Source organism: Gardnerella sp. DNF01141 (assembly GCF_049244255.1).
In the GTDB taxonomy this organism is placed as follows: domain Bacteria; phylum Actinomycetota; class Actinomycetes; order Actinomycetales; family Bifidobacteriaceae; genus Bifidobacterium; species Bifidobacterium vaginale_E.
In genome coordinates, this window is sequence record NZ_CP058391.1 from 673,284 (window position 1) to 688,500 (window position 15,217).

A 15,217-nucleotide genomic window follows, 5' to 3' on the forward strand; every position below is an offset into this window, starting at 1 on the left:
CTTAGTTATTACTTAGTGATTACTCAGTGACTACTGAGTAATCACTAATTCTTAAAGCTGTGCACTGGAGCCGGAATACGCCCGCCTCGCGTTACGAAAGCTTCGCAACTGGTCTGATTCACCGGAATAATAGGCGCATACCCCATTAAACCGCCGAAGTTCGCCATCTCGCCCACGCCCTTACCAACTACCGGAATAATGCGCACTGCAGTAGTTTTCTGATTAATCATTCCGATTGCGGATTCGTCAGCAATCATTCCAGAAATAGTAGCTGCGGACGTTTCTCCCGGAATAGCAATCATGTCAAGACCAACCGAGCACACGCAAGTCATTGCCTCAAGCTTTTCAATAGTCAAGCAGCCAGACTTTGCAGCAGCAATCATATTCGCATCTTCTGAAACAGGTATAAACGCTCCAGAAAGACCACCAACGTAGCTGCTGGCCATAATTCCGCCCTTCTTCACCTGATCGTTCAGCATTGCAAGCGCAGCAGTTGTGCCAGGAGCCCCAACCTGATCCAAACCAATCTTTTCAAGCACTTCACCAACTGAATCTCCAACTGCAGGCGTTGGTGCAAGCGACAAATCAATAATTCCAAACGGCACTCCAAGCCTACGAGAAGCCTCTTGTGCAACCAATTGCCCCACTCGCGTAATCTTAAAGGCAGTACGCTTAATCGTTTCGCACAAGAAAGCAAAGTCTTTTCCTCTAGCAGCATCGAGTGCACTAGAAACAACGCCAGGGCCAGACACACCAACGTTAATCACAGCATCACCTTCAGTAACACCGTGGAAGCCTCCTGCCATAAACGGATTATCGTCAGGAGCGTTGCAAAAAGCCACAAATTTAACACATCCGTAAGAATCTTTGTTAGCAGTCGCCTCGGCAATCTTTTTAATCGTGCGACCAAGCAACTCTACGCAATCCATGTCGATTCCAGTGCGCGTTGAGCCAACATTCACAGACGAGCACACAATTTCCGTCTCGCTTAAGGCTTGCGGAAGAGACTCAATAAGCATGCGGTCAGCTGCGGTCATCGACTTAGCAGGAAGAGCGGAATATCCGCCGATTAAATCAACTCCAACTGCGTGCGCTGCCCTGTCTAGCGCGTGCGCAATTTGCACAAAATCTTCAGGCTTTTTGCAAGACGACGCTCCAACAAGCGAAATCGGAGTTACGGTAATTCTCTTATTTACGATTGGAATGCCGTAATCGTGCGAAATATCGTTGCCAGTTTTTACGAGATTTTTTGCAAGACGCGTGATTTTTTCTTCAACATTGCGGCACACATCTTGCAAATTTTCGCAAGCGCAATCAAGCAGGTTAATTCCCATTGTGATTGTACGAACATCGAGCTGTTCTTGCTCAATCATCGAATTAGTTTCGCTTACTTCCATCAGGTTGAGCATGGCGTACTTCCTTACATTTACTTAGATTGCTACGATATTGCTACGAGTTTGCTACGAATTTTAGATTCTGTGCATTGCGGTGAAAATATTGCTACGCTGGCAGCGAATACGCACGCCGATTTCGTTACCGAGCGCTTCCAATCCGTCCGCAAACTCACCAAATTCACAGTCCATAGTCGCCACATCAACAATCATCATCATATTGAAGAATCCGTCAACAATAGTCTGAGAAATATTCAAAATATTGACGTTATGATTAGCCGCATGCGAAGTTACTTTTGCAATAATACCAACGGTATCGCAGCCAACAACTGTAATAATCGCCTTAGAAGCGTCGCATTTAGAAAGCGATTCCTGATTTTGTGCAATTGTAGTATTGGCGACCATATTTGCCTCCTGCTGTATTGCTGTGTGTATTTATTGCTGTGTTAATTTATTGCTGTGTTAATTTATTACTGTGTTAATTTTGCATTAGCTTTTCACTAATTATTTTCATGCGTAAATATTATGCTGCTTCATATCTTCCGGCAGCGCATTTCTAAGTGACACAAGCGATCCGGAACGGAATACGGAACGAATGCCAGCAGCAAGAAGAGGAGCAATCGAAAGAACCGTCATATTTTTAAGACGCTTTTCTTCCGGCACAGGAACGGTATCCGTCACAATAATTTCGCGCGCGCCCGCATCTTTCAAACGCTCAACAGCAGGACCGGAAAGCAAAGCATGAGTTGCAACCAACGTCACAGACTTAGCGCCCTCCTCGCGCAAAGTGCGTACAGCTTCACAAATCGTGCCAGCAGTATCAATCATGTCGTCAACAACAATGCAGTCACGCCCCTGAATATCACCGATAATTCCATGAGCTTCAGCATGATTTGGACGAGTAATATCGCGCGTTTTATGAATAAAAGCAAGAGGCAAATTGCCAAGTTTTGCAGCCCACTGTTCAGAAACTTTAATTCGCCCAGCATCAGGAGAAACAATAGTTGCGTTGTCGAGCTTCATAGAATTACGCACATAATCAATAAGCACAGGCATAGCAGTCAAATGATCAACCGGACCGTCAAAGAAACCCTGCTCCTGAGTTGCATGCATGTCAACCGTCAAAATTCTAGTAGCGCCGGCAGCACGGAATAAATCAAACATAAGTCGCGCTGTAATAGGCTCACGACCCTGATGCTTTTTATCCTGACGTGAATATCCAAAGAATGGCGCAACCACGTTAATACTGCGAGCAGAAGCGCGACGCAAGGAATCAACCATAAGCAGCTGTTCCATAATCCAATTGTTAATAGGATTCGTATGCGCTTGAAGCACAAACACATCCGCTCCACGAACAGGCTGAGTAAAACGCACATACATTTCGCCGTTCGCAAAATCGTAGGCAGTAGTCTCAAGCACATCAATACCAAGATATTTTGCAGTTTCCTCAGCAAGTTCCGGATACGCACGACCGGTAACAAGCATCATCTGCTTTTTTGGATTGCCTTCAAGAATTGTTGACATGATTGCCTTCCCGTTTGCAAACTTGCATGTACAGTGACAGAGTCGCTTTTTATTTTAGCAGGTAACGCGCCGGATTAGACACAGCCGGTGATTTACACATAAATTACGCAAATAATTATTTAATAATTACTTAATAATTACTTAAATTACTTAGAAAAATACGCGCGAATTTCGTCTGCAGTTCCGTAAGAAGCCTGAGCGCCAAAGCGAGTTGCAGCATACGCAGAAACATAGGATGCTAAAGCTGCCGCGTCTGGCAATGACATTGAAGCAGCCAAACCAGCCAAAATTGTACCCATAAACGCATCTCCGCAACCGGTAGTGTCTTGAGCATTAACACGCTGTGCAGCAATACGGCAAACAGGATCTTCCTCAGCATACTGCAAAACAACAGAACCATCGCCGCCTAAAGTCACAACAGCCTCATCAAAACCAAAGTTGTGCATAACTTCAGCAGCATGATTCCAATCAAAACCATCCCAATTGCCATCTTCTGGCTCGTCAATATTAAGCAATTGAGCCATCTCATGCTCGTTTACAAGCAAAATGTCGGCAGCATCAATCAAATCCTTCGGCAAAGTAGGCACAAAAGGAGAATTATTGAGCAAAACTTTTACACCAGCATCATGCGCAATTTTCGCCGCCGCTGTAACAGTTTCCATCGGGCTTTCCAAGCAGAGACCAAGCACCCGAGCGCTAGTCAAAGCACTTTTAACAGACTCAATATACGCAACCGTAACGTGCGCATTAGAACCAGGCGCGTAAACAATCGTATTTTCGCCGCCCTGAGCATCAACTGTAATAACCGTTGCACCGCTAGGAGTGTTGTCGACGCGCAAAATATTAGTGGTGTCAACACCAGCATTGTTCAAAGAATTAAGCAAAAAGTCGGCGTTTTGGTCGCTGCCAACAGCACCAAACATGCGCACGTGCGCGCCAATTTTTGCCGCCGAAACAGCCTGATTTCCAGACTTTCCTCCAGGAAGAACCTTCAATTCGCCACCATTAACTGTTTCGCCTGGTTTTGGAAGACGGTCGGCAACAATCGTGTAGTCGGCGTTCATTGAGCCAACCACTGCAATAGCAGAGTTGGCACAGTCAGCAGCCTTCACTTTTTCTAATACATCCAGCGAGTCTAAAGTATCGTGGTAGCGCATCAAAATTCCTTTCTTTGTTTGATTTTTATTTTATAACCTAAGTCAGTCAGTACGCTTGCACAGAAGAATCATCATTATGAAGATAAGCCCGAAGCCCACAAAATCCGCCCACGAAAAAACAGCGCCCGTAAACATAACGGCCGTAATCGCAGCAGTAACCGGCTCGCTCGCGCCAAGAAGCGTTCCTTTCACAGAACCTACGCGCATAATACCCTCAAGAAACAGCCAGTAAGCGCCAAAAGTGCCTGCAACAACCGTAAAAGTAAACAGCAAAAGCGCGCGCCAATCAAGCGGCGGCATAGTTTCCCACGGACGCACAAACGGAAGCATAATCAGCCCCGAAATAATAAAAGTAATGCCGTTTACAGTAAGATTTCCCCATTTTGCAATCAACTTCACCGGCATAATCGCGAGCGCCGCCGTACTTGCAGCATCTGCCAATCCCCAAAGCAAACCCATAATCGGCAGGGAAAGCGAAGAAAGATTGCCACCCGTTGCCATTAAAGCAGTTCCTGCAAAAGCTAGAACAACGCCAATTGTTTCGCGAATAGTTGGCACGCGGCGAGTATGCAAGCACGCATAAACCAACACGAATAGAAGATTAAGGCTTTGAAGCACAGTTGCGGTTCCGGAATTAGTCCAGTCGATTGTGCACAAGTACGAAACTTGCGTAAGCAACACGCAAACTACGCCAGTAACAGCCATCGAGATCCACGTGCGGCCAGATTTTACTGCTCCTGTAAGCTTTTTCGGCGTGCAAGCTGCTGCAGTAATAGTAAACAATATGCCGGCTGCAATTTGACGAACGCAAGCGATTTGCAAAGGAGATACGCGATACGTTGACATGAGGATTTTTGAAACTGTTGCGTTTGCGCCCCAGAATGCGCCGCCTAAAAGAGTTAGCAAAATGCCAATAAGTATTGCGTTCGTTGAATGGTTGAATGCAGGATTAGGGCGATCAGGCGTACTCGCTATTGCTTTTGCAGCGGATTTTGAAGTGTCGAAAGTTTTAGAGCCAGTTTGTAACTTAAGCTTAGACATATCAGATTCACCTCGCATCCCCAAAACAAGCGATTATGCAGCAATTATTGCACGCGCGCCCAACTAATACTCGGAGCGTATTACGTAAAGTAGGTGCACGCAGCGCAACAACCGGAAAACAAAAAGCTCCCGACGCTAAATCAGCGTCAGAAGCTTAAGCGCGGAGAATACGAGATTCGAACTCGTGAGGCTGTTACACCAACACGCTTTCCAAGCGTGCGCCATAGACCACTAGGCGAATTCTCCAAACTGCTAACTTAGCAAGCAAATCACCCGCTAAGCAAACAACTTAAACAGAATACCACGAATTTGAGATATTGCAAACTCGCGCGCGCCGCGACAACGAAAGTTGAGATTACTTAAGCAAAGGCGCTACTTGCGTTTCGTAAGCGCGCAAAGCCATGTCGATTACGTTGTGCATGTCGTAGTAGCTGTAAGTACCAAGCCTACCGCCGAAAACAGTGTTCGGCTCAGCTGCTGCAAGCTCCGCATAGCGCGCATACAAGGCTTTATCTTCCTCAGTATTCACAGGATAGTAAGGCTCATCCTCACGAGTTGCAGCGCGCGAATACTCCTGCCACACAACAGTCTCCCCAGCTTTCACGCTTTTACCCGGCACGAAATCAGCTTCACCACTAGCCTCACCACTAGCCTCCGTAGAAACCTCTGCGCGCTCTGGATTAAAGTTCTTAAACTCAATCGCGCGCGTAAACGGAACGTCCGCATCCGAATAATTCATAACTGGGCAACCAAAGTGGTCACTCTCCTCGTAACGCACTTCTTTAAAGTCCACGGTACGCCACTTTAACTCGCCAAGCTTATAGTCAAAATACCTATCAACCGGACCGGTATAAACTACCGGCACTCCAGCCTCCGCCAGCGCACGCTTATTAAACGGCTGCGACTCGTCGAAAAAGTCTACTCCAAGCGAAACATGAATGCGCGGATCGTCAATCATGCGCTGCATCCAAGCTGTGTAGCCATCCGTTGGCAAACCTTCCCAAGTGTCTTTAAAGTAGCGATTATTGTAGTTAAATCTCACAGGCAAGCGCTTAATAATTCCAGCAGGAAGCTCGGAAGGATCCGTTTGCCACTGCTTTGCTGTGTAGTTTTTAATAAACGCCTCGTACAAAGGTCGCCCGATTAAACTAATGCCCTTATCGTTCAAATTTTGCGGATCTTTACCAGCCAACTCCCCCGCTTGGCTTGCAATCAAAGCCTTCGCTTCTTCTGGCGTGTAGTGCGCGTGGAAGAATTGGTTAATTGTACCCAAGTTGATTGGCAGCGGATAAACTTCGCCGTCATGCGTTGCATAAACGCGATGCACGTAGTTAGTAAAAGACGTAAAACGATTCACATAATCCCATACGCGCTTGTTGCTTGTGTGGAAAAGATGCGCACCGTACTTGTGAATTTCAATTCCCGTGCTCTCGTCAAAATACGAATAAGCGTTTCCACCAATGTGATTACGAACGTCAATAATTTCAACGCGAGCGCCAGTATGCTCCACTGCTTGCTGAGCTACAGTTAAACCAAACAAGCCCGCTCCAACAACTACTAAATCTGGGTAAGTTGCGTTTTGGGAGGTTGCTGCTTGCGTCATATTATTTACCTTTCGTACTTTCGGTTGTTTTACGCACAATACATTTTAAGAATAGGCTTAAGCGTATATATACGTATATATAATGTCTAATATGACTAAGGCAATGAGTGCAGAAACCAAAGAAACGCAAGACAAGCAGGATATTAGTAACGCAAATAGCAGCAACGAAAGCTGGGAAGTTGTAAATCGCGTTGTTTACCCGCTAAAAGACGCGGAAATTACTATGCCACTTTATGTAATTCCGTGGCATCGCTCCTACTTGCAGCGCACTGTGCTCGATCCTCGCATGAACACGCGCGCAATCGATATAAATAATCTAAATCTCACTGATTTTAAGAAGCTTCTTGCAGATACTAGCAGCCACTTGCCAAACGTTGAAACTCAAGGCGTTTGCACTGTTCTTTCGCGCAACTCGCTTTGCATTGCCGCCGGAAAGCACGTGTCGCTTTGCACTTTCTTTAACGCTTTTCCTGCGAGTTATTGGCAGCATTGGACGCGCGTAAAAACTGTTAAGTTTACAGCGCAAGTTGATGGAGCAGGTGCGTTGCAACTTATGCGCTCGACCGGCCGCGGACTTACGTATCCGGTTCAAAAGTTTGAGTTTGATTCCACTAATAAGCAGCCAACTCAAGGCAATCCGTCAACGCAAGATAAGCAAACACAATCTGCTCAAATTATTAGCTACGAAATACCTATGACAGGTCTTGCAGACGGTGGATATTTTTGGTTTGAAGCTAAAGCAAGCGATTCTAGCTGCCTAACTGTTAGCAGTGCCGAGTGGAGCGTACCATGCGAAAATAAAGTGCAATCAGGAAAACAGAAGCAACCAAATAGTACTTTTTCTATTGCTATTACTACGTTTAATCGCCCTTCGTACTGCCACAATCAGCTAAAGGCAATAGCAGAAAACAAAGCACTTCGCGAGCGCCTTGACACAATTTATTGCACAGATCAGGGTACGGATTTAGTTAAGAATCAGCCTGGATTTAATGAAACAAGCGCAAATCTTGGCAGCCAGCTTACGTATATTCAGCAGGCTAATTTAGGCGGTTCCGGCGGATTCTCTCGCGGCATGTTTGAAACGCTTAAAGCAGGAAAAAGCAGCTACACTATGCTTCTCGACGACGACGCAATCAGCGAAACCGAGTGCATTCTTCGCGCGCTTCAGTTTGCTGATTACACAATTAAGCCTGCTATTATTGGCGGCGGGATGCTTCATCTTGACAATCGCACTGTGCTTTACACTCAAGGCGAACGATTCACTCGCAACAATGTGTGGATGAAGCCTTCACAGAATCTTGATTACAATCATGATTTTGCAGCTATTACTTTGCAAGATTGCCCTGAGCGCCACCAGCGAATAGACACTGATTACAACGGTTGGTGGATGAGTCTTATTCCAACTGCGATTATGAAAGAAATCGGCCTTTCACTTCCTGTGTTTATTAAGTTTGACGACACTGAGTATTCGATTAGAGCACTTGAGCACGGATACCACACGATTTGCCTGCCTGGAGTGGCGGTTTGGCATCAGGCTTGGCACGATAAAGATCCTTCGCGCACTTGGGAAGAGTATTTCTTCCAGCGTAATCGTTGGATTTGCGGACTGCTTCATTGCACTAAACCAAGTTTACGTTTTGCGATTGAGATGCTTCGAAGCGACTTAGCTTCCGGCTTAAAACTTGCGTATTCTGCTATGCATTTGCATCATATGGGATTACAGGATATTTTGCGCGGACCACAATATATTGTTGATTCAATGCCGCAAAAGCTTGGCGAGGTTCGTAAAGCGCGTCAAGCATTTAGTGACACGCAGCCTGTAAGCGACGAAGCGCTTATTAGTGAGGTTTCACGCGAGCACGTAAGTCCGTTTACTGCGCACGATGCTAAGGCTTTGCGTAAGGCGCAGAAGCACGCAACGATTAAAGCTTTGTTTGCTCACGAAAAGCATGTGAAGAATCCTAAAGCAGAAGTTGCTATTCCAGCGCAAGACGTTTCTTGGCCTTCGTTTGTTGGCGTGAATACTGCAATTGTTACGGCTCCAGATGGCACTACTCTGAATCTTTTCCAGCGAGATAGCAGGTTATTCCGTAAAATGTTGCGCGCGGACGTACTTTTGGCGTTAAAAATGTTTAGTAAGTGGAAGAAGCTGTCTAGAGAGTATCGCAGCTACGATATGGCAAGTTTCGAAAGTTGGGATAAAATCTTCCGAACTGCTAATAAGTAGCAACGTAAACTCGCGAGGAGAGAAATCCCCGCGAATGTTTCACACAAATGTTTCACGAAACCTGCTTCACGAAACCTGCTTAATCGTCATCGCACGATCGCTTAGCAAAGCATAATCGCGATTACGACTATCTCTAATCACAAACGTGCAAGCGTTCGCATCCACTGCCACAGCTAGCAAATCCGTGTAGTCGTCCTCAGTTAGGCTAGGAGTGCGCAAAGAAGTAAAAAGCGTAAACTCGCCATTGTTAAACAAATTCAATGGCATTTCAAAATACACTGTTTGGTGTCCGCGCTTCTGCATTTTCAGCACTTTAGAACCAGTGTCGTAAGTAATTCCTCCGCGACGAATGTCGTGTAAAGCAATCGCTAAATAGAAGTCACCCGGCTCGTCGTACTGATATTCCACAGCAAAACGGAAAGTATCGCTGCTCTTATAAATCTTGTCTTCCAAAGCATATGTTCTAAGCAGCGGACATTTTGCATTCAAGCCCTGCGCATACTGTCCCTTTCCTAGCTTCTCACCAAGCTTATTCTGCTTTTCACGCTCTGCCTCAATATTTGCCAAAGTGTACTGATCTGCCACGGACTCAGTGTTTCCAATCGCCGCAACTTCACCGTCGCTAATCATCATCGCACGCGTGCAATAGCGTTTCACGGCGTTCATATCGTGCGTAACAAGAATAACGGTTTTAGTTGGATCTTTACGAATATCTGTAAAGAACGCGTCGCACTTGCGCTGGAAAGCTTCGTCGCCAACAGCCAAAACTTCGTCAAGAACTAGAATATCTCCCTGCGCTTTAATTGCCACAGAAAACGCCAAGCGAACTTGCATGCCCGAAGAGTAATTCTTTAACTTTTGATCCATAAAGTCTTCAAGCTCGGCAAATTCCACAATATCGTCGTACATTGCGTCAATTTCTGCGCGCGTGAAGCCGAGTAGTGCTCCGTTAAGATACACGTTTTCTCGGCCGGTAAGTTCCGGATTAAAGCCAACGCCAAGTTCAATAAACGGCACAAGCTTGCCTTTTACTTTTACACTTCCGGTATTTGGATAGTAGATTTGCGAAATAATTTTTAAGAGGGTTGATTTACCGCCACCATTTCGCCCGACTATTCCGAAGAATTCACCGCGATGCACGTCGAAACTTATGTCTTTAAGAACGTTCTGGATTTTGTAGCCTTTAATACCTTTAGTAAGATTTATAAACGCTTGCTTTAAGCCAGTTGCCTGCTCGGTTGGTAGTTTAAAATACTTACCTACATGATTGACTGATAGAACAATATCGTCGTTGCGCACTTCCGCTTCTTGCGCTTCTTCCTGCAACTTACTCATAAATTCCACTTCCACATCATAACTGTCATAAATATCGTAAAATTTTCATAAATTTAGCACGCTACATAATTTCTACGAAAGTGCGACTATTTTTTCGGAATATATACACTCCAAGCCACACTATTAGCACTGTAAGCAAAAGCGGCACGCAAGACATCCACGAGAATCCAAATTCACTCCACACGGTTGGTTGCGTTTCGGGAGCCAGCATATTGTGTCGAATATCCTGAATACATTGCGCTATAGGATTAAGCAGTTCAAGCTTTGCCAACACCGCAAAAATACCACCCTTATTAATCACGTAACTGAGCGGGTAAATAATCGGCATTCCATAAAACAGCAGCTGCTGAGCAACTTCCCAAATATGCAAAATATCGCGGAAGAACACGTACATAGTAGACATTATTAGTGCCATTCCGATTGCAATTGCATAAAGCTGAATCAAACTTATTGGGAGAAGAATAACTCTCCACGTAAAATGCACTCCGCCAATAATCGCAAAAATAAGCACGACTACTAAATTAATCAAAAAGCTTATTAAAGATCCAACCGTTGCCGAAACCACCACAATGTAGTTTGGAAAATGGATTTTGCGCAGCAAATCGCCGCGATCAACAAGCGAACGCAGGCCAATCGAAGTGGATTCTTGCACAAACTGCCATGCGCTAATTCCCATCAAAAGAACCACAGGGTATGTTGGTGTGCCGTCTGTCATTCGCAAAAACTTGCCAAAAATAAGATACATAACGCAAAACATCATCAACGGCTTCAACGCCGACCACGCTACACCCAAGAAAGAGCCTTGGTAGCGCAACTTAAAATCGGTTTTTACTAAACCGCGAAGCACGATATTTGCATACGCGTACTTTTTACGACAACAAGCCATGAGATTTTTCACGCTCTTAATAATATCAGTTATGTTGTAATTGAAATGATACTTTAGACGAAATGAGCTTATAGTTGAAAATAGGCTTTAGTCATAACAATTGAGCACTGCATTTGAATACGCTGAATCAACATTCATAAACCACTTATGCTAACATCGTACGTATGCCGAAAGTATCGATTATTGTTCCAATTTATAACGTTGAAGCTTTTCTACCAGAATGTTTAGAGTCTATTCAAAATCAAACTTTTAAAGATTGGGAATGTTTGATGTTTTCGGATGGAAGTAAAGATGGTTCCATCGATATTATGAAGTCTTTTGCAAAAAAAGATAGTCGCTTTGTGGTAATTGAAAAGGAAAACGAGGGCTACGGAGCTACTTGCAATCGCGGTTTGGAACGCGCTAAAGGCGAGTGGATTAGCATTATTGAGCCTGATGATTTTATTGATCCGCATATGTATGAGCGTTTGCTAAGTAATATTGAGATTGCTGGAAAAAATCCGAACGAAAACGGAAAAACTGGCGAAACCCTCGATATTATCAAAGGCGGATACTGGCTTTTTTATGACGGCAAAGATGGTTATAAGTCGGCTGTAGAAACGCCAAACTTGTGCTATTTCATGCCTGAGCATCGCACTATTTTTAATCTTAGCGAATTTGCTGAGCCTTTCTACCATCATCCTTCTATTTGGTCGGCTATTTACCGCAAAGATTTTCTTAACGGAGATAACCGCAATCACGAAATCATACGTTTTAAGCCAATTCCTGGAGCCGGATGGACCGATAATCCTTTCTTTGCACAAACAATGGTTTTAGCAAATAAAATCTGCTGGAATCCTGGAAAGTACTACTATTATCGTCAAACTAATCCGGGCGCATCTAGCTTATTGAAGGATTTCCATCTTCCTTTCGACCGTTTGCGAGATATGCGCGAGTTTCTTAGTAAGCAGAATATTTCTCGCGAAATTTTGCACGCTTTTTATTCTCGCGAATTTGATTACGTAAACTCCTTGATTACAGAGTTTGGTTTTGACGATAAGAATCCGGAAATCCGCAAACTTATTTATGAAGTTTTTAGTTCCATGGATTCAAAAGAAGTTTTCCTTATGGCATCACGCCTTAAGCCAGAATTTATGGATTATTACATGGATTTCCTCGGCTCGTCATACGAAGTTAAGCCACAAAAAGCGGAGGCAAATCCTAAGCTTTCGCTCGTAATATTTACGCATAATGCTCATTCTTGGATTGTTGATTCGCTTAAAGCTTGCAGCTCAATAAGCAGTATTCCTTGCGAATTTATTATTGTTGACTCGCATTCAAACGACAGTACGATTGCAATTGCCAAAAAATTTACTAGCAAAGATAAGCGTTTTACAATTCAGTCGCATGAAGATACCGCAAGTATTAAAGATATGCTTTCTAAAGCAATTTCTTACGCTCACGGCACATACACAATATTTATGCCTTCAAGCTACATAATTAACGAAAAAGTGCTATCTGAAGCGCTAAATCAGGTGCAGTATTATAACGAAATTTGTGCAAAAAATGGAGAAGACGCGGCTAAATATGCAGCCAAAAACGCTGCCCAAGTCACGACTAAAAATGCTAGTAAAACAGCCAGCGTCGACCTCGCTTTCTTCAACAATAAAAGCAAACACAGCGATTATTTGATTGATTGTGCATTAAAAAATAGAGAAAAAACTAAAGAATCTAATATTTTGCGTCAGCAGTTTATTATGCCAACAAATTCGGAAGATGCTAATAAAGACGTAAGTTACGGTCTTTATAAAGCTAGCGATATTCCGGAACTTTTGTTAGACAGCTGCTACAGTTACGGTTGGCAAAAAATTTGGCGAACCGACTTTTTGAAAGCTTCTAAAGCTGAAGCTGGAGAACACGACCTGCCTTCAACTTTAATGACTTTTACAACTCGCGCAGCATTAAAAGCACAGAAAATACTGTATTGCGATTTGTCTAAAACTTACGAAGATGCTTATGGAAGATTCAGTGTTGGAGCTGACGAAGGATTCGAAAACCTTCACCACACTAATATTCCAGACAACTTCTGGCTTTCTATTGAACGTCACGCAGTTCAAGATGAAGCTCCTCTTGAAGTTGATTCCGTAATTGAAACCGGAGAATGGCTTAAAAGCGAAGGCTTGCTTGATCAATACAATCGCGGATACGTAAATTCGCTTGTGAACAGTTTTGTTCACGACTGCCATACGCGAGTAACGTCTGAATCTTTGGCAGATATTATTCACGATAAGCTTCAAGAAGTAATGCAAATTATGGATTATGATAAAGTTTCTAAGAATTTGCCAAGCTACTTCTACGATGAGCTTTCGTATAACGAATTCCAAAAGTTGCAGCTAAATACAGCTTCACGCACTTTGTGGCTTAAAGAGCGTATGCTTAAATTTGAGAGCAAAACTCTAAACTATGCGCAAGAAATTAGCAGTATTCGCACTTCTGCACGCTACGTTATTGGCGAGAAAATCGTGACGGCAGCAAAAAAGATAACTCTTCCTATGTTTATTGCAAAATTGCAGAAAAAGTTCCGTCTTATGAGGCGAAATAGCAAATAATTTACTAAAGCTAAGCGTAAGCTCGAACGTACTTACGTATTTGCCTACTTGCGCGCGTAGGTACGCACCTACGTAACTACGTAACTACGTACCTACCGTACCTACTGTACTTACGTACCTACTTACTTACACATGCGAGAGTTTACTTAGTCGCGTAAGGATTTGTTGCTATATCTTCCTCAATCGCATTTATAGTGCACTGATTTTCGAGGCAATCGCGACTAACATGCTGGAAGTGCGAGAACATGTCTGCTGGAAGCTGATAAATATTCCCGTAATAACTGTACAGAACTTTTTGCGCATCATTTGGCACGCATACTGAAAAATCTTCAAATTGATCTTGATTTAGCGGGAACATGTTTTTGCAGCTAACCATATATATGGATTCTGCATCAACATTATCAATACCGTAAATAACACCATAAGTTTCATTAGTTGAAGATTTAGAAATAATATTTTCGTCTTGCGCAATTTTGCGATACTTTGTAAAAATACTTTCGATTTCTCTAGTAAACTTAGCACCGTCTTCACGATACCCACCTTTAAGCCACTCATCATAGAATGGCTGCGAGCGCAAATCATCTTGCAAAGTTTTACGAATCTCAATAAATCTTCGTCTAATCTGCTCATTGTACTCAGGCAAATAATCGTAGAAGAAAATATCAATAAAGCTAGGATCGTCCGGATTTTTGTAGCGCAAACGCAACTGCCTGCAGCATACGTAAGGATCAAAAACAAGAACTGCACGGTAGCGTTTCGACAATTTCTCATCATTTTGAAGAAGATTTAGTAAGGTATCAATATCTTCTCTAATCATTCCAAGATCAACATCATCATCCCACGGAATAAATCCGCGATGACGAACAACACCAAGCAAAGTTCCAAAATCAGCCCAATATTGAAGATTATGCTCGCGCGCAATTTCAGCAAACTCACTTAAAAGACTAGCGCAGCCGCGTTGAATAAGTCGCACAGAACCTGTTGCTTTAGGAAGCGAATAGTAAAAACGCTTACGCGCGTCCAAATCACTTTCATTGTCACGCCTGTAATTAGACCAACCTAAAAGTGACGAATGCTCACGATTCGTAAGCATATCGACGTGAATATTGCGTTGGTTTTCAAGAATTTGCGGCAATTGCTCGTCTAACACACGTTGCATACAATCTATGCTGTTCTGCAAATCGCTAACTTGTTCGCGAAGATTTCTTATTGAACGTTTAGATGAGGGGCAACGGTCAATAAGCCCACGGAATAATCTACGAAATACTGACGCCATAATTCACACCTTCTGTATGTTTCTCCACTTTTACTCTCGATAAGTCATATGGTTATTCATTATATACGTTTTGTTGCTTGCGGGCGACCTATTCTTTACATAGCTGAGTCGTTTTGGTCGGATTTATACTCTCACTGTTCAAAATAAAGATTCAATAGCTATTTTTGAACGCTTGTTATATAATGAGCA

The 15,217-nt window shown here is 43.5% G+C and carries 11 protein-coding genes and 1 tRNA gene; 2 read left to right on the forward strand and 10 right to left on the reverse strand.

All coding sequences use genetic code 11. From position 1 onward, the window contains the following. Window positions 1-44: 44 nt before the first annotated feature. The 7 genes from HXT35_RS02495 to HXT35_RS02525 form a co-directional block, all read right to left on the reverse strand. Window positions 45-1,409 carry a PFL family protein gene (locus tag HXT35_RS02495; protein ID WP_004127381.1) on the reverse strand — a complete coding sequence of 455 codons (1,365 nt, stop codon included), beginning with the start codon at window positions 1,407-1,409 and terminating at the stop codon, window positions 45-47. Between the two features lie 60 nt (window positions 1,410-1,469). Further along, window positions 1,470-1,796 carry an ACT domain-containing protein gene (locus tag HXT35_RS02500; protein WP_004127382.1) on the reverse strand — a complete coding sequence of 109 codons (327 nt, stop codon included), beginning with the start codon at window positions 1,794-1,796 and terminating at the stop codon, window positions 1,470-1,472. A gap of 105 nt (window positions 1,797-1,901) precedes the next feature. Then, window positions 1,902-2,915 (reverse strand): ribose-phosphate diphosphokinase, encoded by a 1,014-nt coding sequence (locus HXT35_RS02505; RefSeq protein WP_004127383.1) that lies wholly within the window; start codon window positions 2,913-2,915, stop codon window positions 1,902-1,904. Between the two features lie 146 nt (window positions 2,916-3,061). Beyond that, window positions 3,062-4,072 carry a ribokinase gene (locus tag HXT35_RS02510; RefSeq protein ID WP_004127384.1) on the reverse strand — a complete coding sequence of 337 codons (1,011 nt, stop codon included), beginning with the start codon at window positions 4,070-4,072 and terminating at the stop codon, window positions 3,062-3,064. Window positions 4,073-4,114: 42 nt separating this feature from the next. After that, window positions 4,115-5,113 carry a DMT family transporter gene (locus HXT35_RS02515; RefSeq protein WP_004127386.1) on the reverse strand — a complete coding sequence of 333 codons (999 nt, stop codon included), beginning with the start codon at window positions 5,111-5,113 and terminating at the stop codon, window positions 4,115-4,117. Window positions 5,114-5,274: 161 nt separating this feature from the next. Next, window positions 5,275-5,359, reverse strand: a tRNA-Ser gene (locus tag HXT35_RS02520). Between the two features lie 109 nt (window positions 5,360-5,468). Further along, on the reverse strand, window positions 5,469-6,716 hold the full coding sequence (locus HXT35_RS02525) for a UDP-galactopyranose/dTDP-fucopyranose mutase family protein (protein WP_004127387.1): 1,248 nt from the start codon (window positions 6,714-6,716) through the stop codon (window positions 5,469-5,471). Window positions 6,717-6,807: 91 nt separating this feature from the next. Between HXT35_RS02525 and HXT35_RS02530 the strand changes: the two genes are divergently transcribed. Continuing rightward, window positions 6,808-8,943, forward strand: a complete 2,136-nt coding sequence (locus HXT35_RS02530; protein WP_050543257.1) for a glycosyltransferase — start codon at window positions 6,808-6,810, stop codon at window positions 8,941-8,943. A 66-nt stretch (window positions 8,944-9,009) separates the two neighbouring features. On the opposite strand, the gene HXT35_RS02535 is transcribed toward HXT35_RS02530, so the two are convergent. Both HXT35_RS02535 and HXT35_RS02540 read right to left on the reverse strand, forming a co-directional pair. Beyond that, complete coding sequence (locus tag HXT35_RS02535; RefSeq protein ID WP_004127390.1) at window positions 9,010-10,278, reverse strand: ABC transporter ATP-binding protein; 1,269 nt, start codon at window positions 10,276-10,278, stop codon at window positions 9,010-9,012. Window positions 10,279-10,339: 61 nt separating this feature from the next. Further along, complete coding sequence (locus HXT35_RS02540; RefSeq protein WP_004127393.1) at window positions 10,340-11,164, reverse strand: ABC transporter permease; 825 nt, start codon at window positions 11,162-11,164, stop codon at window positions 10,340-10,342. 164 nt (window positions 11,165-11,328) lie between these two features. Between HXT35_RS02540 and HXT35_RS02545 the strand changes: the two genes are divergently transcribed. After that, complete coding sequence (locus tag HXT35_RS02545) at window positions 11,329-13,752, forward strand: glycosyltransferase family 2 protein (protein WP_004127396.1); 2,424 nt, start codon at window positions 11,329-11,331, stop codon at window positions 13,750-13,752. A gap of 142 nt (window positions 13,753-13,894) precedes the next feature. Here the strand turns inward: HXT35_RS02545 and HXT35_RS02550 are convergent, their stop codons facing one another. Further along, window positions 13,895-15,028 carry a LicD family protein gene (locus tag HXT35_RS02550; protein ID WP_004127397.1) on the reverse strand — a complete coding sequence of 378 codons (1,134 nt, stop codon included), beginning with the start codon at window positions 15,026-15,028 and terminating at the stop codon, window positions 13,895-13,897. Between the last annotated feature and the right edge of the window lie 189 nt (window positions 15,029-15,217).